Origin of the sequence: Nocardia sp. NPDC051052, assembly GCF_044456045.1 — a bacterium.
Classification (GTDB): domain Bacteria; phylum Actinomycetota; class Actinomycetes; order Mycobacteriales; family Mycobacteriaceae; genus Nocardia.
Window position 1 is genome coordinate 34,328 of record NZ_JBITFL010000003.1, and the last position, 17,646, is coordinate 51,973.

The 17,646-nt window shown below is 65.2% G+C and carries 18 protein-coding genes; 5 read left to right on the plus strand and 13 right to left on the minus strand.

Going from position 1 to position 17,646, the window contains the following annotated elements; genetic code table 11:
- Positions 1-15: 15 nt before the first annotated feature.
- The 5 genes from fusA to ACIBCN_RS10285 all read right to left on the minus strand — a co-directional run bounded on the left by fusA (position 16) and on the right by ACIBCN_RS10285 (position 4,475).
- Positions 16-2,118: an elongation factor G gene (gene fusA, locus ACIBCN_RS10265; protein ID WP_396991224.1), complete on the minus strand. Its 2,103-nt coding sequence runs from the start codon at positions 2,116-2,118 to the stop codon at positions 16-18.
- A gap of 136 nt (positions 2,119-2,254) precedes the next feature.
- A complete protein-coding gene (rpsG, locus tag ACIBCN_RS10270; protein WP_150399709.1) occupies positions 2,255-2,725 on the minus strand; it encodes a 30S ribosomal protein S7 in 471 nt (156 codons plus the stop codon).
- A gap of 1 nt (position 2,726) precedes the next feature.
- Complete coding sequence (gene rpsL, locus ACIBCN_RS10275) at positions 2,727-3,101, minus strand: 30S ribosomal protein S12 (RefSeq protein ID WP_019049359.1); 375 nt, start codon at positions 3,099-3,101, stop codon at positions 2,727-2,729.
- A gap of 268 nt (positions 3,102-3,369) precedes the next feature.
- Entirely contained in the window at positions 3,370-3,939 is a 570-nt protein-coding gene (locus ACIBCN_RS10280) for a DUF3558 domain-containing protein (RefSeq protein WP_396991225.1), read from the minus strand.
- Between the two features lie 11 nt (positions 3,940-3,950).
- Positions 3,951-4,475, minus strand: a complete 525-nt coding sequence (locus ACIBCN_RS10285; protein WP_396991226.1) for a DUF3558 domain-containing protein — start codon at positions 4,473-4,475, stop codon at positions 3,951-3,953.
- A 327-nt stretch (positions 4,476-4,802) separates the two neighbouring features.
- Here ACIBCN_RS10285 and ACIBCN_RS10290 point away from each other — a divergent pair, with 327 nt between their 5' ends.
- Positions 4,803-5,033, plus strand: a complete 231-nt coding sequence (locus ACIBCN_RS10290; protein WP_396991227.1) for a hypothetical protein — start codon at positions 4,803-4,805, stop codon at positions 5,031-5,033.
- Positions 5,034-5,039: 6 nt separating this feature from the next.
- On the opposite strand, the gene ACIBCN_RS10295 is transcribed toward ACIBCN_RS10290, so the two are convergent.
- On the minus strand, positions 5,040-5,246 hold the full coding sequence (locus ACIBCN_RS10295) for a hypothetical protein (RefSeq protein ID WP_396991228.1): 207 nt from the start codon (positions 5,244-5,246) through the stop codon (positions 5,040-5,042).
- Positions 5,247-5,315: 69 nt separating this feature from the next.
- Positions 5,316-6,530 carry a 4-hydroxyphenylpyruvate dioxygenase gene (gene hppD, locus ACIBCN_RS10300; protein WP_396991229.1) on the minus strand — a complete coding sequence of 405 codons (1,215 nt, stop codon included), beginning with the start codon at positions 6,528-6,530 and terminating at the stop codon, positions 5,316-5,318.
- Positions 6,531-6,701: 171 nt separating this feature from the next.
- Between hppD and ACIBCN_RS10305 the strand changes: the two genes are divergently transcribed.
- Together ACIBCN_RS10305 and ACIBCN_RS10310 are read left to right on the plus strand one after the other, a co-directional pair.
- Positions 6,702-7,226, plus strand: coding sequence for an Lrp/AsnC family transcriptional regulator (locus tag ACIBCN_RS10305; protein ID WP_396991230.1), 525 nt, complete (start codon positions 6,702-6,704; stop codon positions 7,224-7,226).
- A gap of 68 nt (positions 7,227-7,294) precedes the next feature.
- Entirely contained in the window at positions 7,295-8,458 is a 1,164-nt protein-coding gene (locus ACIBCN_RS10310; protein ID WP_396991231.1) for a low temperature requirement protein A, read from the plus strand.
- A gap of 4 nt (positions 8,459-8,462) precedes the next feature.
- Here ACIBCN_RS10310 and ACIBCN_RS10315 read toward each other — a convergent pair whose 3' ends face one another.
- Complete coding sequence (locus ACIBCN_RS10315; RefSeq protein ID WP_396991232.1) at positions 8,463-9,572, minus strand: winged helix DNA-binding domain-containing protein; 1,110 nt, start codon at positions 9,570-9,572, stop codon at positions 8,463-8,465.
- A gap of 45 nt (positions 9,573-9,617) precedes the next feature.
- Positions 9,618-10,592 carry an NADPH:quinone oxidoreductase family protein gene (locus ACIBCN_RS10320; protein ID WP_396991233.1) on the minus strand — a complete coding sequence of 325 codons (975 nt, stop codon included), beginning with the start codon at positions 10,590-10,592 and terminating at the stop codon, positions 9,618-9,620.
- A gap of 189 nt (positions 10,593-10,781) precedes the next feature.
- Between ACIBCN_RS10320 and ACIBCN_RS10325 the strand changes: the two genes are divergently transcribed.
- Positions 10,782-11,108, plus strand: a complete 327-nt coding sequence (locus ACIBCN_RS10325) for a type VII secretion target (RefSeq protein ID WP_396991234.1) — start codon at positions 10,782-10,784, stop codon at positions 11,106-11,108.
- Positions 11,105-12,247: a transglycosylase SLT domain-containing protein gene (locus ACIBCN_RS10330; protein ID WP_396991235.1), complete on the plus strand. Its 1,143-nt coding sequence runs from the start codon at positions 11,105-11,107 to the stop codon at positions 12,245-12,247. Before ACIBCN_RS10325 ends, ACIBCN_RS10330 begins: the two co-directional genes overlap by 4 nt.
- 15 nt (positions 12,248-12,262) lie before the next feature.
- Here the strand turns inward: ACIBCN_RS10330 and ACIBCN_RS10335 are convergent, their stop codons facing one another.
- The 4 genes from ACIBCN_RS10335 to ACIBCN_RS10350 form a co-directional block, all read right to left on the minus strand.
- Positions 12,263-13,453: a hypothetical protein gene (locus tag ACIBCN_RS10335; protein WP_396991236.1), complete on the minus strand. Its 1,191-nt coding sequence runs from the start codon at positions 13,451-13,453 to the stop codon at positions 12,263-12,265.
- A gap of 20 nt (positions 13,454-13,473) precedes the next feature.
- Positions 13,474-15,420: a serine/threonine-protein kinase gene (locus ACIBCN_RS10340; RefSeq protein WP_396991237.1), complete on the minus strand. Its 1,947-nt coding sequence runs from the start codon at positions 15,418-15,420 to the stop codon at positions 13,474-13,476.
- The gene (locus tag ACIBCN_RS10345; protein ID WP_396991238.1) at positions 15,420-17,264 is read right to left on the minus strand and encodes a serine/threonine-protein kinase; all 1,845 of its coding nucleotides are present in this window, start codon (positions 17,262-17,264) and stop codon (positions 15,420-15,422) included. Before ACIBCN_RS10345 ends, ACIBCN_RS10340 begins: the two co-directional genes overlap by 1 nt.
- A gap of 96 nt (positions 17,265-17,360) precedes the next feature.
- Positions 17,361-17,552 carry a hypothetical protein gene (locus tag ACIBCN_RS10350; protein ID WP_396991239.1) on the minus strand — a complete coding sequence of 64 codons (192 nt, stop codon included), beginning with the start codon at positions 17,550-17,552 and terminating at the stop codon, positions 17,361-17,363.
- Positions 17,553-17,646 lie beyond the last annotated feature (94 nt).

The following is a 17,646-nucleotide window of genomic DNA, read 5'->3' on the forward strand; positions in this document are numbered from 1 at the left end:
GCCCCAATATCGGTATTACTCGCCGGTCGCCTTGGCGATGATCTCCTTCGACACGTTGGCCGGAACCTCCGCGTACGAGTTGAACACCATGGAGTAGTTCGCCCGGCCCTGGGTCTTCGACCGCAGGTCACCGATGTAACCGAACATCTCCGAGAGCGGAACCAGCGCCTTGACGACACGGGCACCACTGCGTTCCTCCATGGCCTGAATCTGGCCACGGCGGGAGTTCAGGTCGCCGATCACTTCGCCCATGTAGTCCTCGGGCGTGATGACCTCGACCGCCATCAGCGGCTCGAGGATCACCGGACCGGCCTTACGAGCCGCTTCCTTCAGTGCCTGGGAGCCGGCGATCTTGAACGCCATTTCCGACGAGTCGACGTCGTGGTAGGCGCCGTCGAGCAGGATCATCTTCAGGTTCACCAGCGGGTAGCCCGCGAGCACACCGTACTGCATGGCGTCCTGCGCACCGGCGTCCACCGAAGGGATGTACTCGCGCGGAACGCGACCACCCGAGACCTTGTTCTCGAACTCGTAGGTCGCGCCGTCTTCGCCGACGAACGGCTCGATGGCGATGATGACCTTCGCGAACTGGCCGGAGCCACCCGTCTGCTTCTTGTGGGTGAACTCGAGCTTCTCGACCTTCTTGGTGATCGTCTCGCGGTAGGCCACCTGCGGCTTGCCGACGTTCGCCTCGACCTTGAACTCGCGACGCATACGGTCGACGAGGATGTCGAGGTGGAGCTCGCCCATGCCGCCGATGACGGTCTGGCCGGTCTCCTGGTCGAGCTTGACCGAGAACGTCGGGTCTTCGCGGGCCAGCTTCTGGATCGCGGTGCCGAGCTTCTCCTGGTCGGACTTGGTCTTCGGCTCGATCGAGACCTCGATGACCGGGTCCGGGAAGGTCATCGACTCGAGCACGACCTGGTTCTGCGCGTCGCTGAGGGTGTCACCGGTGGTGGTGTCCTTCAGCCCGATCACGGCGTAGATGTGACCGGCGGACGCGGTCGCGACCGGCATCTCCTTGTTGGAGTGCATCTGGAACAGCTTGCCCAGCCGCTCCTTCTTGCCCTTGGTCGAGTTGACGACCTGGGCACCGGAGGCGACCTGACCCGAGTACACGCGCACGTAGGTGAGCTCACCGAAGAACGGGTGCACCGCGATCTTGAACGCCAGCGCCGAGAACGGCTCGTCGACGCTCGGCTTGCGGGTCAGCAGCTCGTCTTCCTTGCCGGGAACGTGGCCGGTGGTGGCCTCCACGTCCAGCGGCGAGGGCAGGTAGTCGATGACCGCGTCGAGCATGGGCTGGACGCCCTTGTTCTTGAACGCGGAACCACACAGCACCGGGTAGAGCTCGGAGCTGACCGTCATCTTGCGGATGGCGGCCTTGATCTCGTCGACCGTGAGCTCTTCGCCGCTGAAGTGCTTTTCGAGCAGTGCCTCGTCGGACTCGGCGACCGTCTCCAGCAGTTCCTGGCGGTAGATCTCGGCCTGATCGGCGAGGTCGGCCGGGATCTCGACGACCTCGTACTCTTCGCCGAGCTTGGTCTCGCCCTTCCAGACCTTGGCGTTCATCTCGACCAGGTCGACGATGCCCTCGAAGTCGTTCTCCGCGCCGATCGGCAGCTGGATGACCAGCGGCTTGGCCCCGAGACGGTCCTTGATGGTCTGCACGGTGAAGTAGAAGTCCGCGCCGAGCTTGTCCATCTTGTTGACGAAGCAGATTCGCGGCACGTCGTACTTGTCGGCCTGACGCCACACCTGCTCGGACTGCGGCTCGACGCCTTCCTTGCCGTCGAACACCGCAACGGCGCCGTCGAGCACGCGCAGCGACCGCTCCACCTCAACGGTGAAGTCGACGTGCCCAGGGGTGTCGATGATGTTGATCTGGTTGTCTTTCCAGAAGCACGTGGTAGCCGCGGAGGTGATGGTGATACCACGCTCCTGCTCCTGCTCCATCCAGTCCATGGTGGCCGCGCCATCGTGGACTTCACCGATCTTGTAGGTGATGCCGGTGTAGAAGAGGATGCGTTCAGTTGTGGTCGTCTTGCCCGCATCAATGTGGGCCATGATGCCGATGTTGCGGACCTTGTTCAGGTCGGTGAGCACGTCCTGTGCCACGGAAATCTTCCCCGCTCGTAGCTAGATGGGATTTTCGGGGACGACCCTGTGGTCGTCTCTGTTCAACGCCGGCTGCGGCAGGTTGGTGCCGCGGCCGGCTGTGCCTCCCGACCCGAAACAACGGGCCGGGCAGACGTCACCAGCGGTAGTGCGCGAAGGCCCGGTTCGACTCGGCCATCTTGTGGGTGTCCTCACGACGCTTCACCGAGGCACCGAGACCATTGCTGGCATCGAGCAGCTCGTTGGCGAGACGCTCGACCATGGTCTTCTCGCGGCGAGCGCGGGAGTAGTTGACCAGCCAGCGCAGGGCCAGCGTGTTGGAACGGCCGGGCCGAACCTCGACGGGCACCTGGTAGGTGGCGCCACCGACGCGGCGGGGCTTCACCTCGAGGGCAGGCTTGACGTTGTCCAGCGCGCGCTTCAGAGTGACGACCGGATCGGTGCCGGTCTTGTCGCGCGCCTGCTCCAGCGCGCCGTAGACGATGCGCTCGGCGGTGGACTTCTTGCCGTCCAGCAGGATCTTGTTGACCAGCTGAGTGACCAGCGGGGACCCGTAGACCGGGTCGTTGATCAGCGGACGCTTGGGTGCGGGGCCCTTGCGTGGCATATCAGCTCTTCTCCTTCTTGGCGCCGTAACGGCTGCGGGCCTGCTTGCGGTTCTTCACACCCTGGGTGTCGAGCGAGCCACGGATGATCTTGTAACGGACACCGGGAAGGTCCTTCACACGGCCGCCACGAACGAGCACCATCGAGTGCTCCTGCAGGTTGTGGCCCTCGCCGGGGATGTACGCCGTGACCTCGACCGCGCTGGTCAGGCGAACGCGCGCGACCTTACGCAGCGCGGAGTTCGGCTTCTTCGGGGTCGTGGTGTACACGCGAGTGCACACGCCACGACGCTGCGGGCTGCCCTTGAGCGCCGCGGTCTTCGTCTTGGAGACCTTGTCGCGGCGACCCTTGCGGACCAGCTGGTTGATGGTTGGCATAGACCGGCTTTCCTTTTTAGTTACGCGGTGTCTGGAACTTCATGTCTGTGTCATCGAGCCTTAACTCGCACGTCCGGCCACGTTTCACGTGCCCCGAGGTCGGGCGTGTCGCGCGCGGTGTAGGGCCCGAATTGCGGGCACGCTGGAGGTGTCAGCCGCTTTCGCTGGCCTACGGTCACGCACGAACTTGCCCGTATGCTTCCGGGCACAGCGATCCACGATACTCGTGATCGCGACACAGGGTCAAAGCGGGGTGGCTGGCGCCCCGCTACCTGGCCAGGTTCAACGTCAACTCTACGAGTTTCTTCGCGCCCGCGCACGGATCCGGGTGCGCGGACCCCGGCCGATAATTGATCCAGAACCCGATAACGCCTTGATCCGCCGCGCCCGCACTGACGCCGCACGAGTCCGGATCGTTCGGCCGCCGCGTCTCCAACCCGCGCCGCCCCTGCACGGTGACGTTGGCGGTCGAGTAGCCGAGCTTGTCGTTGTTGGTCTTCTCGTTGTTCAGCGAGCCGATCTCGTACCAGTTCAAGGTGATCATGGCGGCACCGCCGGGTGCGCCGAGCGCGATCCACATGCAGACCGCACCGTAAAAGGATGGCTCCGGGGCCGGGGGCCCCTTGGCGCCGATCGCATCCGCGATCTGGTCGACCGTGACAATTTCGCACTCGCGCAACAACTTGTCGAAGTTGCTGTTAACTGTGCCGCCAGTACTCGAACCCGCAGGAAAGGCTGATCCACTTACCGTTTGCCCACAGCCGGTAGCGGTGACCGCAATCATCAACACAGCGACGCTGCACAGTATTCCGCGCACCGAGCTACGACCTGGTCTCATCCCGCACCCTCCTACTGCAGTCGTTGCACGGTCAACTCGGCCATCTTGCGAACTCTGTCACATGGATTGTCATGAACCGAGTAGCGCTCAAAAGCCATAGACCATTCGAAGAAGTCATCACCGAGCTGGGTGGCGAGGTCACAGATGTCTCCGCTCGGGTCCAGCGCTTGGAATCCGGTGCGACCGCCGACATCGATCGTCTCCGGGTCGCGCCCTTGGTTGGACACCCACGCCTTCTCGCGAGCGATCGGGCTGCCGCGATAGGAAGCAAAGGTGACACTGGTCGAACCGTATCCGGCCGACTGCCAATTGCACCCGACCGAAGTTCTCATCACCTGCGAGATCTGGACGAGGCCTGCGAGGCCACGGACCTCGTCGTCCGTGACGTGTCCGCACTCGCCGACGAACGGGCCGAGCGTGGCCACCTTCGGCGGCGGGCGCAACGCAGTGCTGGTGTCCGAGTCGCCACCCGAACCGCACGCGGAGAGCAGCAGCGCGAAGACCGTGCCTGTGACGATCGCCCACTTGGTCCGCATGCCCGAGACTCTACCGGCGCGACGCGCTCCACGACCCGCACGACCGATCACGCCGCTAGGACTCAGGTGACGGCACGGCAAAGACTATGCGGCACAACAAGGATCATGCCCTTGCCGCAGAAAGTGCGGCGGTTTATTCTGACCGTGTCGTGAGATATGACCGCATGGTCATGATCTCTACACAGGGGGTTCATTTATGGGGGGAATCGGCAGGAAACAAGAACCTGTCATTCAGCGTGTCTGATTGATTCAGGGCCATCGATCCATAGCGCGAACCTCGATTGCGATCATCCGCAACGCCGGATGAGAGACCATGGAGGAAGCCACATGAAAATGGTTATCAAGTCGACTGTCGTCGCCACGGCTGTCGCACTCGGATTACTCGGCGCCGCCGGGCAATCCACTGCATCGAATGCCATCCTAGGCTTCTATCCGACGCTCGTTGAATGCCTCAAAGCCGGGGCTACATACGACGACGGGCCTCTCGCGCACTACTGGCATTGCCATGCTGAAACCGACGATTGGACCGGGCCCAACACCTTATATACCGGCAATTAATCAGCACTACCCGCCGGGGACGCGGAGTTCGTAGCCGCCTATCGCATCGATGTAGGTGCATTGGGCCGGGCCCGTCTTGTATTTCGACATGGCGACCAGGCAGGCGTCCAGGGTGGGGTAATAGGTGGGGGCGGGGTCGGCTTGGGCTGTCGCGCTCGCTATGAGGGCGAGCGCGACGGCCAGTGCGAGGGTGGCGGCAGATCTCTCGAGCACTGCGGCAGTCCCCTAAGCATCCGGCGAATGCCAAGCAGCGTACTGCCGGATACTCAGGGCCACAACCGATCACAGGTTGCCGCGGGCGTCCTGTTCACGTTCGATCGCCTCGAAGAGGGCCTTGAAGTTGCCCTTGCCGAAACCGAGCGAGCCGTGCCGCTCGATCAGCTCGAAGAAAACGGTCGGGCGGTCGGTGATCGGCTTGGTGAAAATCTGCAGCAGATAACCGTCTTCGTCGCGGTCGACCAGGATGCCTCGGCTCTGCAGTTCCTCCACCGGAACGCGGACGTGGCCGATCCTGGCGCGCAGTTCCGGGTCCTCGTAGTAGGAGTCGGGCGCGTCGAGGAACTCGATGCCTTCGCGGCGCAGTGCGTCGACACAGGCCAGGATGTCGCCGGTGGCGAGCGCGATGTGCTGGACGCCGGGACCGCGATAGAACTCGAGGTACTCGTCGATCTGGGACTTCTTCTTGCTGACCGCGGGCTCGTTGAGCGGGAACTTCACCCGGTGGTTGCCGTTGGCGACGACCTTGCTCATCAGGGCGGAGTATTCGGTGGCGATATCGTCGCCGACGAACTCGGCCATATTCGTGAAACCCATGACGCGGCGGTAGAACTCGACCCACTCGTCCATCTGACCGAGCTCCACGTTCCCGACGACGTGGTCGATCGCCTGGAACAGCCGGTTCGGCGCGCCTTCCCTGGGCTGGTAGCCCGCGCGACGGGTGACGTAGCCGGGCAGATAAGGGCCGTTGTAGCCGGAACGGTCGACCAGCGTGTGCCGGGTCTCGCCGTAGGTGGCGATGGCGGCGGACCGGACGGTGCCGAATTCGTCTGTCTCGTCATGCGGTTCGACGACGACGGTGGCGCCGTGGGTGCGCGCCCATTCGATGCAGCGGTCCACATCGGGCACCTCGAGCGCGATATCGATGACGCCGTCGCCGTGCCGGTCGTGGTGCGCGACCAGCGGGCTGTCCGGGTCGACCGCGCCCTTGACGACGAACCGGGCGCCGCCGCTGCGCAGCACGTACGCCTTGTGGTCGCGATTGCCGGTCTCCGGACCGGAATAGGCCTCCAGGCGCATGCCGAAGGCGGATTCCAGGAAATGCGCGGTCTGCGTCGCGTTGCCGACGACCCAGACGAGGGCGTCCCAGCCGATCACCGGGAAGTTGTCGACGCTGGTGTCGTGGTCCACCAAACCGACGAGCTTGCGCAGCTCAGTGTCGGTGGGGCCGGTGCTCGGCGCCGTGCTGGACTGGGCGTTGGGCATCTGCTCGATGGTCATGCACCAAGTAATCGTCAGGGTCGGCCGATAGGCAACAGCGGCGATTTTCGATAGACACTCTGGCGAATTCGGCTAGGAAGTCCCCCTGAATGCTGGACAATTTGAATAGCATCAGCTGGCTGGTGCTATCCATGGCTGGAAGCCCAGCCTGTGCTCGGAACGGAGGCCGCCATGTCACGAACGCCGGCGAAACTTGACGAACTCGATCTCGCGATTCTGACCGCGATGCACGAATACCAGAAAGCGGGCATCCTCGAACTGTCCCGACGGACGCGGGTCGCCAGGGCGACCGTGCAGTCCAGGATCGGGCGGATGGAGGAATCCGGGGTCATCGCCTCCTACGATCCGCAAATCGACGTCACCGCAGCGGGTTTCGACGTGCAGGCGTTCGTAACGTTGGAGATCGCGCAGGGCGCGCTGGACGCGGTCGCGGCCGAACTGGAAACGATCCCAGGGGTTTTGGAGGCCTACGCGACCACCGGCACCGGCGACGTGTGGTGCCGGATCGGCGCGGACTCGCACGCCGGGCTGCAGTCGGTGCTGCTGAGCATCGACCGGACCACGTCGGTGGTGCGGTCACACAGCGTCATCGTCCTGTCCACCGTGGTGCCGTTTCGCACGCTGCCGCTGTTGCGCACGCTCGATCCGGCGGGAAACACGAAGGCGCCTGCCTATCGCGCGGCGCACGAAAGGTAGCCGGGCGTCTACGCTCGCTGAGCGGCGGTGCGGATGTTCGTCGCGAGAGATCGACGGCGAGACCGGTGATGAGCGAGACGACAACCGAATCCAGCACACCCCATGCCCGCGCGACCTGGGCGGAGCTGTTCTTCGACCTGGTGCTCGTCTTCGCGGTCACGCAAACCGCGCACGTGCTCGCGCACCAGCCCTCGATCGGCGCGCTCGGGCACGCGCTGGTGCTGCTCGCGCCGCTGTGGTGGGGCTGGGTCGGGGTGACCGTCCTGGTCAACAATGTCGAGGAGACGCACGCGCAGCGACTGGTGCTGTTCACCAGCGGCCTGTGCATCTTCCTGATGGCGGTGGCGGCGCCCTCGGCGCTCGATCAACCACGGGGCGCGGCAATGGTTTTCGCGTCGGCGCATCTGGTGTTGCGGATCGTGCTGCTCGTCGCGACCATGCGGGCGCACACGTTCGAGACCGCGATAAATCCGTTCAGTGTCGGACTGGTGACCGGAGTCGCGATCTTCGCGAGCGTCCCACTGCCCGAACATCTTCGACTGTGGGTATGGACCGGTGCGCTGGTCGTGCAGCTCGGCGCGCCGCTGTTCTACAGCCGAGCGCTGCGTGGCAGAACCCTTGGCGTCTCGCACCTTTCGGAGCGGTTCGGGTTGGTCGTCATCATCGCGCTCGGCGAGTCGGTGGTGGACGCGGGGGCGCAGGCCGCGTCCACCGGGTTGACGGTGCCGGTGGTGACCGCGCTGGTGCTCGGCTTCGTGGTCGGCGCCGGATTGTGGTGGCTGTATTTCCAATTCACCTCGAAGGTGATCGAGCACGCGCTGGCGACGCGATCGGCGCCGGGGCTGATCATGCGGGATGTGCTGAGCTACGGGCATTTCGCGCTGGTAGCGGCACTGGTGGCGGTAGCTGTCGGGCTCGGGCACGCGGCCGCAGATCCGGGGCACACCGCACACGGCGTGGCGGCGGTGCTGGCGCCGGGTGGTGCGGCGCTGTTCGTCGCGACGTTCGTGTTCACTCGCTGGCGGACGGTCGGGGCGCCCGCACTGGGGCGGGTGGTCACCGCCGCGGCCCTCATCGCGGTCGCGGCGGTGTCGTCGTTGCTACCCGCGATCGTCGTTGTCGCGCTGACGGCAGCCGTGCTCGTCACGATCAATGTGTACGAGCATCTGCTCATGGGGTCGGGGCGTCCGGTGCCCGAGTTGCGGTTTCGCCGCGGGGTGCGGACGCCGTAGCGGATCAGGGGCGCAGGTCGGCGTCGACCTCCAGGATCTCCACGCGCGGTTCCTTGTCGGGCTCCGTGAAGCCGAGCAGCGCGTGGGATTCGGCTTCCACCGCCGCACGCTCGGCCTTCGTCCACGTGCGGGTGGGGCTGATGCGCAGGCGTGCCGTAGCGGCTTCTGGGAAGATCTTGTACAGGCCGGAGAGATAGCCGTCGACCAGCACCGGGGCGACCGCGGAGGCGAAAGCACGCAGCGGCGATCCGCCGCCCTCGGGTACGATTCTGGTCCGATCCTGGTGGGAGAGAACGGCGTTGTCGTACCAGCCGAGCAGCCGCACCGGCACGGGGAGTTCCGGATCGGCCAGTTCGCCGTCGGCGACGTCGTAGAGGGTGCGGCCGCGCTCGTCGGTGTAGGTGCGCACGCGGTCGCCGAGCCGTTCGATCGCCTGCTTCATGCCGAGCAGCTTCGACCAGGTCTGCATGTCCATGGTTGAAGCGGGACCGAAGGCGCGCAGGTAGCGAAGGAGCAACTGCGCCAACGGATAGGCCGGGTCGAGCGGCGCGCCGAGCCACGGCTCGGCCCTGGACCAGATCGGTCTGCTGTTGTCCTTCCATTTGCCACGCGGCGGGGTCTGCAGGACCGGCAGCTGAATGAGCCAGGTCTGCACGACCATGCCGGGGTTGCGGTCCGGGTAGATCTCGGCGGCATGCTGTCGCAGCGCGGCGGCGGACATCGGTTCGTCGCCGAATACCCGTTCGCCGTGCGCACGCACCTCGTCGGGATCGAGGCCGACCATCGCGCCGTAGTTGAAACCCTTTCGGAAGGGGATCTTTTCGAGTTCAGGCTGGACGTGCGGCGCGATCCGCAGCGCGTCCGGCGGGGTCACCAGGTGAATGGTGCCGCGCATCAAGGTGATTCGGACCAGCGAACGGTCCTCCAGCGCGTCCGACACCACCGCCGGGTCGAAATCCGCTATGCGACTCCACAATCCGACGAACGGCGGCGGTGAGTCCTGCGCTTGCAGACCGACAAGGTGGTCGCACATCTGGTGCGCCGTGAGCTGCGAGCGCTCCAGCAAGTGCTGGCGGGCCAATAGTGTGCGGTTCAGTGTTCGGTTAGACAGCATGCGCGACATCCCAGCGGCCGGGCGACAGGTGGGCCAGGATTCGCGTCAGCGGAGCGTGACCACGACTTTGCCGGTCGCGGTGCGGTTGTCCAGCGAGGCGATCGCTTCGGCGGCCCGCTCCAGCGGGTAGAGCACCGGCTTCGGCGCCTCGATCTTGCCCGCGGCGAGCAGCGGTGCCACCTCGGCCCACTGCTCGGTCAGGTAACCGGGGTGCGTCATCACCCATTCGCCCCAGGCCGCGCCGATCACCTCGACATTCTTCAGCAGCAGTCGATTCACCTTCACGGTGGGGATCTCGCCCGCGGTGAAGCCGACCACCAGCAGGCGGCCCGCCGAAGCGAGCGAACGCACGCTGTCGGTGAACCGGTCGCCACCCACCGGGTCGAGCACAATGTCCACGCCGCGGCCGCCGGTGAGCTCCTTGACCGCCGCGAGCCAACCATCGGCAAGCACCACATCGGTGGCGCCGTTGGCGCGGGCCACCTCGGCCTTGGCCTCGGTGCTGACCACCGCGATCACCCGGCCCGCGCCGAGCGCGGCCGCCATCCGCAGCGTCGAGGTGCCGATGCCGCCCGCGGCGCCGTGCACGAGCACCGTCTCGCCCTCGGCCAGCCTGCCGCGCTTGCGCAGGCAGAACTGCACGGTGAGGTCGTTGAACAGGATGCCTGCCCCTGCCTCGAGGGAGATGTTGTCCGGCAGCTTGAACACCATCTGGGTCGGCGCGACTGCCACCTCTGCCATGGCATTGCCGAGCAGCGTCAGCGCGACAACCCGGTCGCCCGCCTTGACGTGCGCGTCTGCCGGCGCTTCGCGCACGATGCCCGCGACCTCGCCGCCGACGACGAACGGCAGTTCCGGCTTCATCTGATACAGCCCACGCGTCATCAGCACGTCCGGGAACGCGACACCGGCCGCGTGCACGTCGATCACCACGCCCCCCGGGTACGCCTTGGGCTCCGGGACGTCCACGATCTCGACCGACTCCGGTCCCTCCAGCTTGCTGACCTGGGCTGCGCGCATCTGTCGACCTCTCTGTCGTGGCACCGGCCTGTCTCCGCGTCGGTGCCGCCGTGATCAACGTAACCCGCGCCGACTCGGCCTGCCCAACCTGTCAGCGTTTGGCAGTCCAGGCCCGCCCGAGGGCCCTGTTCGGCCGACTCCGTTTTGCTATGCTGACCGCGACCTATGGTCGGGCGTGAAGGGGGACTCATGGTCGAGCGCAATCAACCAGCGTCGACAAGTGTGCAGGTAGATCCGGGCGCACTGCGATCGTTCGCGCAAACACTCGGCACCGAAGCCGGGGAGGTGACCGGACTGAACGCGGGGGGAGCGCTATCGGCCGCGGCCGGCGCGCTACCCGGCACCGAATTCGGTACCGCGGCAAACCAGGCCAACGATGTTGTCAATCGCTGCCTGCAGCGGATCGGCGGAAGGCTGACCACCATCGCCGACAATTTGCACAACGCCGCCGGGAAATACGAACTGGCCGAAGACGATTTCGCCGCGAAGCTCCGCGCGATCGGACTGTCCTCATGACCCTCAGCATCCCGGACGTAGCGAACTGGAAGCCCGAACAGCTCACCGCCGCGGGCGAACAAGCCGGAACGATGTCGCAAAGCCTCGACACCGCGGTCGGCAAAGGCTCCACGCAGACGAAATCGCTGGAAGACGGCAAGAAGTGGTCCGGAACGGCGGGCGCCGCCGCGAACGCGCGGATGGACACCGAGAAGACTCGCTCCTCCGCGGTCAGTGCCGCACTGCTGGAATTGAAGACCGCCTTCACCTCCCAGACACAGAACCTGGTCGAGGCGAAGAACAAGGTGATCCAACTGCGCGACGACGCGATCAACCAGACGCCGCCGTTCGACGTGGAGGCCAACGGCACCGTCAACGCCACCACCCGGATCGCGGCTCTGCGTGAGCATTCGGACAAGGCGAACGTGGAGGGGCTCGTTTTCCAGGAATCACTGCTGGCCGCGTCCAGGACCTGGGAACTGACCAATGCGCTGAAGACCGCGGAAACCGTGGCGGGCCAAGCGAAGACGCAGGTAGACGGCGCGGTGGCCAAGTTGGAGCAGGCGTTCAGCGGGCTCGGTGAGCCCAGCGCGAACGTGGCGCCACCGGCCAGTACGGTGCCTGCCAGCGTGAGCTCGCCTGCTTCGGTGAGCAACAACTCTCCGTCGCCTTCGTCGCACAAGCCGAATTACGCGATGGGGAATCACAACAACTCCGGATCGTCTTCCGGAAGTCCGTACAGCAGTAGCCACAGCGGTTCGGGGAGTCCGAGTTCATCCGCGCCGACCGGTGCGATGCCGAGCGGCGATATGGCGAAATGGATCGCGGAGGCCAAGCAGAAGCTCATCGAAATGGGTTATGACCCCAAGGATATCGATGAGCGGGCCATCGCCATGATCATCGAACATGAATCGACGGGTAACCCCTACGCGGAAAACCAATGGGATAGCAACTGGGCGGCGGGACACCCGTCGAAGGGGCTGATGCAGACCATCGACAGCACCTTCAACGCCTATAAGGCACCTGGCCACGACGACATTTGGAACCCGGTGGACAACATTATCGCGGGCGTTCGCTATTCGATCGCCACCTATGGCTCGGTCAACAACGTTCCAGGCGTAGTGGCGGTCGATCAAGGGCGCGCGTACCAGGGCTACTGACCGCAGTGCCGACGGTCATCCCTGGCTGTTGGCCAGCAACGCGTACTGTGCGGCCGCCCGTTGCTGCGTCTCCCACAATCGGCCACCGAGCACCAGGGCCGCGTATCGCCGGTAGGAGACAAAGCATCTGAACTGTGCGGGTTTTTGCGCGACATAGTCTTGTACGCACGACGCGCCAGGCACATCAGCCGGCGGATCTACCGCACGGCGGTCCACGACATTGCCGAGTTCCGCTGACTCGCTGACAAATTGTGCCGCTGCGGCATCGTCTCGGGCGCGGAAACCGAACGCGTCGGGCGTCACGGCGACCCGATCGACTCCCGCCCGCTGCAATACCGGCAGTCGGCCCGGTTGATCCTGGACGTAATTCAGGTATCCGCGCAAGGTCAGCACCACCTCGCCCTGTCCATCGGGTGCATGGACAACACCTCCGTCGTGCATGACTCGGACGAGCACACCGTCGGGATCCTGGCGCAGTGTGCTGAACTTTCCGGTCGGTGTCGGCGTGAACTTGTCGAGCTCGCGCACCTCGGCATCGAGATACTTCTGGCTCGCCTCGACCAGCCGATTGATGTCTGTTGTCCGCGTATCCGCGAGGACACTGATCACATAGATTCCGTGTGCTGTCGTGCTGCCCAGCGTCGGCACCGACGGACGCCAATGTGCCCGTGCGTCAGCGTACTTGGGCAGTTGGACGGCGACGTTTTCCGGATTGATCGCGAAGTCGACGGCGTCGATTTCGGCTGCCGCCGACTTGGCCGCTGTCGCGTCCGGGAAACGCAACACGGTGACGGTGAGGCCCTCACGTTGACGACTGCCGGCCTCCGCCGCCTCGAGTGGCCGGACATCATCGGCCGAGCCGGTCGAAAAACCCAGGACGAAGCCATATTTCTGCAACACCGGGATCACCGGCTCGGCCAGATACCGCGTCACCGATTGCACATCCGTGTGCACCTGTGCGGACGCCCCGACGGTGTACTTCGCGTCTACCTCGCTGGGACTCAGGACCGCACCAGCCATTCGCGCGGCCTCGAGCCGCGCGTAACCGATCTCATCGAGATGAGCCGAGATTTTGGGCTGCTCGGTGGGAAACACGCCGGTGTCCAGGGTTCGCACGTCGACCTCGGCGGCACTACCGGCCCCGCCCACCGTCGAAGCACAGCCACCCGCCCCGACTGCGGCGGCGAGGACTGCGCAGACTGTCATGGCCGCTCGTGAATTCCGGTTCATCGACTCACCCGTGGCAGGTTGTCCAACACGTTCTGCAGCACCAACTGCGCTGTGAGACATCTGAATTCGGGGTGCTCCGTCAATACCGGATTGTCGACCTGCACTGTCACCACCTCTGCATCACTGTCATCGATGCGGCGATACTCTCCGCGGCGTACACATGTCGGCGAACTCAATTCCGCCTCATCCAAGAAGGTGATATTTCCGCCACCGAGGTCGAATGGTATCGGCTTTTCAGTCGGCACCAGGATCTTCGAGCGCTCGAGCGAAACGGTGACGGTGCCGTTCGAGATCCATTTGCAGGTGTGCAGCAGATCCGGGGCACCGCGGACTTGATCCCCGATGTTCAGCTTGACAACAATCGAATCGACCAGCGCGCAAGGATCTTGCCGAGCAAGTGAGCTGCGAATGTTCGGGAGCTGCGGCGTTTGTGCGGTCATCCGATGGGCAAGCTCGGCGGCAGCCTCGTCCGCGACGCCGCACAACTTGTCGGATTGTGCGCCCTGCACCATTACCGCGATTCCGAACTGCGGATCCGTTTTCGCGGGAAGGAGGGCCCGCCCGCAGCGGTCGGTTCCGTCGGCCACGTCCTCCAGCACCGGGACCCCTGCCGCACGCTGACCATTGTCTCGGTAGCCCTCGATGCGTTTGATGTCGAAGGAGAACTGATATCCGTCTGCTTGGGCGGCGCACGAGCCCCATTGCGCAGAGCTCGGCCCTTTCGTCCACGCCCCTAGCGACGAGACCAGCGGTTCTTTCACCGCGGCACACAGGTCGATCGAGCGGAGCTTCGTGAGATTCAGTGCCGCAAGCGGATTCACCGACGGTCCGGTCGGCTGATCGTCGCTACCACCGAACAGGGCAGTTCCCGCGAGAACGGCCGCGACCAAGGCAACCACCGCCGAGGCCGCGATCAGGGCCCGCTTTCGCCGCTTACGCAACGTGCCTGCGCGTTGGATCTCGACGAGCGCCAGCAATCGCTGCTCGAAGTCGTCGACGCTCTGCGACCCCGCGACGGGCGACGGGTCGGCTCCGACGATCTGGGTGGCTTCCGGATCTGCCAGCAACGCCGACATCTCCGCTTCCTGTTCGCCGATCGCCTTGTGCACCTGGGCCGACCACGGTCGATGCTGCGGTGGTAGCGGGCCGAGGAAGTCGAGGAGCTGGGCAGGCGACGGGCGCTCCTGCGGATCCTTGCTCAGGCACGGGGACACCAATTCCCGCACCTCGGCCGACAATCCGCTGAGGTCGGGTTCGGTGTGCACGATGTTGTAGAGCGTGTGCGGCAGCGAGGATCCAGCGAAGGGGCTCGAGCCACCAGCGGCCATCGCGAGAACGGCTCCCAGGGAAAACATGTCGCTGGCCGGTGTCAGCGGTAGCGACTGCGCCTGTTCTGGCGACATGAAGGCCGGCGAACCGATGATCGAGCCGGTGTGGGTGAGCTCGGATCGGCCCTCGACCGCCCGCGCGATACCGAAGTCGATGACCCTCGGCCCGTCCTCGGCGAGAATCACGTTGGCGGGCTTGAGATCCCGGTGGATGAGGCCGACTCCATGGATGGCCTGCAGTGCCGAGGCGAGTCCGATCGCCAACTTGTGCAGCTCGTCCGAGGTGAGCGGTCCGTAGTCCTTGACCGCCTGGTCCAGGGGTACCCCAGGCACGAAAACGGAAGCGAGCCAGGGTTCTTCCGATTCCACGTCGAAATCGATCACCGCGGCAGTGAAAGCGCCCGAGACCTGCGCGGAGGTCTGCACCTCTCGGCGGAACCGAGGCAGGAAGTCCTCCTCGGTCACCAGATGTTGATGCACCTGTTTGATCGCAACCAGTCGGCCGTCTGGGCCGACACCGAGCAGCACCCGCCCCATTCCGCCGGAACCGAGCTGGCCGAGCAGCCGGTACCTGCCGATCCGCTGGGGTTCATCGCGCTCGAGGGGTGTCACCATCACAAGCTCCTCAGTCGGGCCACGACACCGTCGAGTATCGATTCGGTTGTGGCACAAGCTGTCTCGGTAGCGCCGGCTCCGTTCGGTTGCGCGGTCACGGCGATCTGGTCTCCTCGATCTTCGATAGTCGGCCGTACCAGATGGTAGGTAGCACACGTGCCATCTGGATCTATCCGACGCGCTGATGGTAGGTCGCCGAGCTTGCCGGCCTTCAGCAGGAGTCTGGTGTACTTCTGGTCGAGATCGACTCGTTTGCCCTCGGCAGTGTGCACCGTGATCGTGAACGGACTTCCCGCCCAGGTACAGGTGTGCGCGTCGACCGGCGCAGGTCGCGCCTCAGGTCCGACATACGCGACGACGACAGCCTGATCCACCGACTCACACGGAATCATCCGTACGACCGACTGTTTCAGCGGATTCACGCTCGGCGGACTCGTCACCAGACGGGTAACGACGGCTTTCAATGCGTCCGTAGCCAACTTGCAGGAATCACCTTCGGCCGCACTGACTTTCACCTCGACACCTAGTTGCGGCCGGTCACGTACCGCAACCGCCCGCCCGCATGAACCCGCGGCAACCGTGGTGTCCATCATGGATTTTCCGGCGACCTGTTCGCTGAGCTGTTTCCCGGCAACCGATATCCCGACCCCCACGGTCAGCTGCGTTTGCCGCCCGCCCTGCTCGATGAATTTCGTGCCGCAGATCGAAGAATCCGCCAACTCAGGTTTGACGGGCTGCCCCAACTTGCCGACGACGTCGTTGCCGACCAGCGCGCAAGTATCGGTGAGACGCAGTTGTTCATCCGTCAGTTCCAGCGTGCGATTCGCCAGCGGACCGGTTGGCGGCGGGTTGTGGCTGACCAGCACGGCGGTGACCGTACCAGCTAGCAGCAGCACCAGAACAGCCGCTGCGGCAACCCATCTCGCGGTACGACGAGGCGGTGCATCCGGCAGCACACCACCGCTGTCGACCCAGCGTTCGGCGTCCGCCCGATCCCGGGTGATCTGCTGCCGGACACCGGCGGGCCACCCGGAGCGCCCGGTGATCGCCCCTACCGCGTCGATCAACTGCCTCGGCTCGGGGCGCCGCGCGGGGTTCTTGTCCAGGCAGGCGTCCACGATGGGACGCAATGGCGCGGGCACGCGACTCGTGTCCGGGTGGTTGTGCACCACGTTGTACAGGGTCTGTGGTGCCGAGGCGCCGAGGAACGGGCTCTCCCCCGTCGCCGCCATGACCAGCATCGCACCGACCGAGAAAACGTCACTGGCGGTGCTGAGTTCGTGGCCTGACGCCTGTTCTGGCGACATGAAGGCCGGGGAGCCGACCAGCGTTCCGGTGCTGGTGATCTGGAGGTCGGCTTCCAGCGCGCGGGCGATGCCGAAATCGATGACGCGCGGGCCGTCTTCCGCGAGCAGAACATTGGAGGGTTTGAGGTCGCGGTGGATCATGCCCGCACGGTGGATTTCCAGCAGCGCGGAACCGAGACCCGCGGTGAGCAAACGCAGCCCGCCGAGCGGCATCGGACCGTGCTGATCGATGGCTTCGCGCAGCGAGGGGCCGGGCACGAAAACCGAGGCCAGCCACGGTTCTTGGGCGTCCGGGTCGGCGTCCATCACGGCGGCGGTGTACGCGCCGGTGACGCGTTGGGAGGCCTGCACTTCCAGGCGGAAGCGAGCGCGGAACTCGGGATTCTTGGCGAGGTGGCGATGGATCATCTTGACCGCGACCAGGCGACCGTCGGGCGAGCGGCCGAGCAGCACGCGACCCATGGCGCCCTGGCCGATGACCGCGATCAACTGGTGGCGGCCTGCCGTGCGCGGGTCGTGACGGCCGAGCGGCTTCACCGTTGTCCTCCCCTGTCGTGCCTGCTGCGGATCGTACCGGTGTGGCTGTGACACGTCTTGGTGTCGCCGGACGGCCGGGAGCCGGCGCGGTGCTTGTCAGGCGAAGGTTTGGTTGCGGGCGGCTAGGGCGCTGCGGAGTTTGGTGACGGCGGTCGGGCCTACACCGTGCAGTGCGGCGAGGTCGCGCTCGGTCCAGGAGGTGAGGTCGTCGAGGTGGCGGATTCCGGCTGCGGCCAGGGCTCGTTCAGCGGGTTTGCCGAGTTGGCCGGGCAGATCCGAATCGTTCATGGCGTCCATGATGCCTGGTAGCGGCGTTGTTCGCGGGCATACCGTCGGCTACCTACGCACTCGACGCGATGGTGTGACGTACGACCCGTAAAGT

Coding starts and splice junctions, on each gene's coding strand:
- rpsG (WP_150399709.1), bottom strand. CDS start 2,725: ATGCCACGCAAGGGCCCCGCACCCAAGCGTCCGCTGATCAACGACCCG.
- ACIBCN_RS10290 (WP_396991227.1), top strand. CDS start 4,803: ATGAAAATGGTTATCAAGTCGACTGTCGTCGCCACGGCTGTCGCACTC.
- ACIBCN_RS10330 (WP_396991235.1), top strand. CDS start 11,105: ATGACCCTCAGCATCCCGGACGTAGCGAACTGGAAGCCCGAACAGCTC.
- ACIBCN_RS10305 (WP_396991230.1), top strand. CDS start 6,702: ATGTCACGAACGCCGGCGAAACTTGACGAACTCGATCTCGCGATTCTG.
- ACIBCN_RS10350 (WP_396991239.1), bottom strand. CDS start 17,552: ATGAACGATTCGGATCTGCCCGGCCAACTCGGCAAACCCGCTGAACGA.
- ACIBCN_RS10325 (WP_396991234.1), top strand. CDS start 10,782: ATGGTCGAGCGCAATCAACCAGCGTCGACAAGTGTGCAGGTAGATCCG.
- ACIBCN_RS10310 (WP_396991231.1), top strand. CDS start 7,295: ATGAGCGAGACGACAACCGAATCCAGCACACCCCATGCCCGCGCGACC.
- rpsL (WP_019049359.1), bottom strand. CDS start 3,101: ATGCCAACCATCAACCAGCTGGTCCGCAAGGGTCGCCGCGACAAGGTC.
- ACIBCN_RS10285 (WP_396991226.1), bottom strand. CDS start 4,475: ATGCGGACCAAGTGGGCGATCGTCACAGGCACGGTCTTCGCGCTGCTG.
- ACIBCN_RS10340 (WP_396991237.1), bottom strand. CDS start 15,420: ATGGTGACACCCCTCGAGCGCGATGAACCCCAGCGGATCGGCAGGTAC.
- hppD (WP_396991229.1), bottom strand. CDS start 6,530: ATGACCATCGAGCAGATGCCCAACGCCCAGTCCAGCACGGCGCCGAGC.
- ACIBCN_RS10280 (WP_396991225.1), bottom strand. CDS start 3,939: ATGAGACCAGGTCGTAGCTCGGTGCGCGGAATACTGTGCAGCGTCGCT.
- ACIBCN_RS10315 (WP_396991232.1), bottom strand. CDS start 9,572: ATGCTGTCTAACCGAACACTGAACCGCACACTATTGGCCCGCCAGCAC.
- ACIBCN_RS10335 (WP_396991236.1), bottom strand. CDS start 13,453: ATGACAGTCTGCGCAGTCCTCGCCGCCGCAGTCGGGGCGGGTGGCTGT.
- ACIBCN_RS10320 (WP_396991233.1), bottom strand. CDS start 10,592: ATGCGCGCAGCCCAGGTCAGCAAGCTGGAGGGACCGGAGTCGGTCGAG.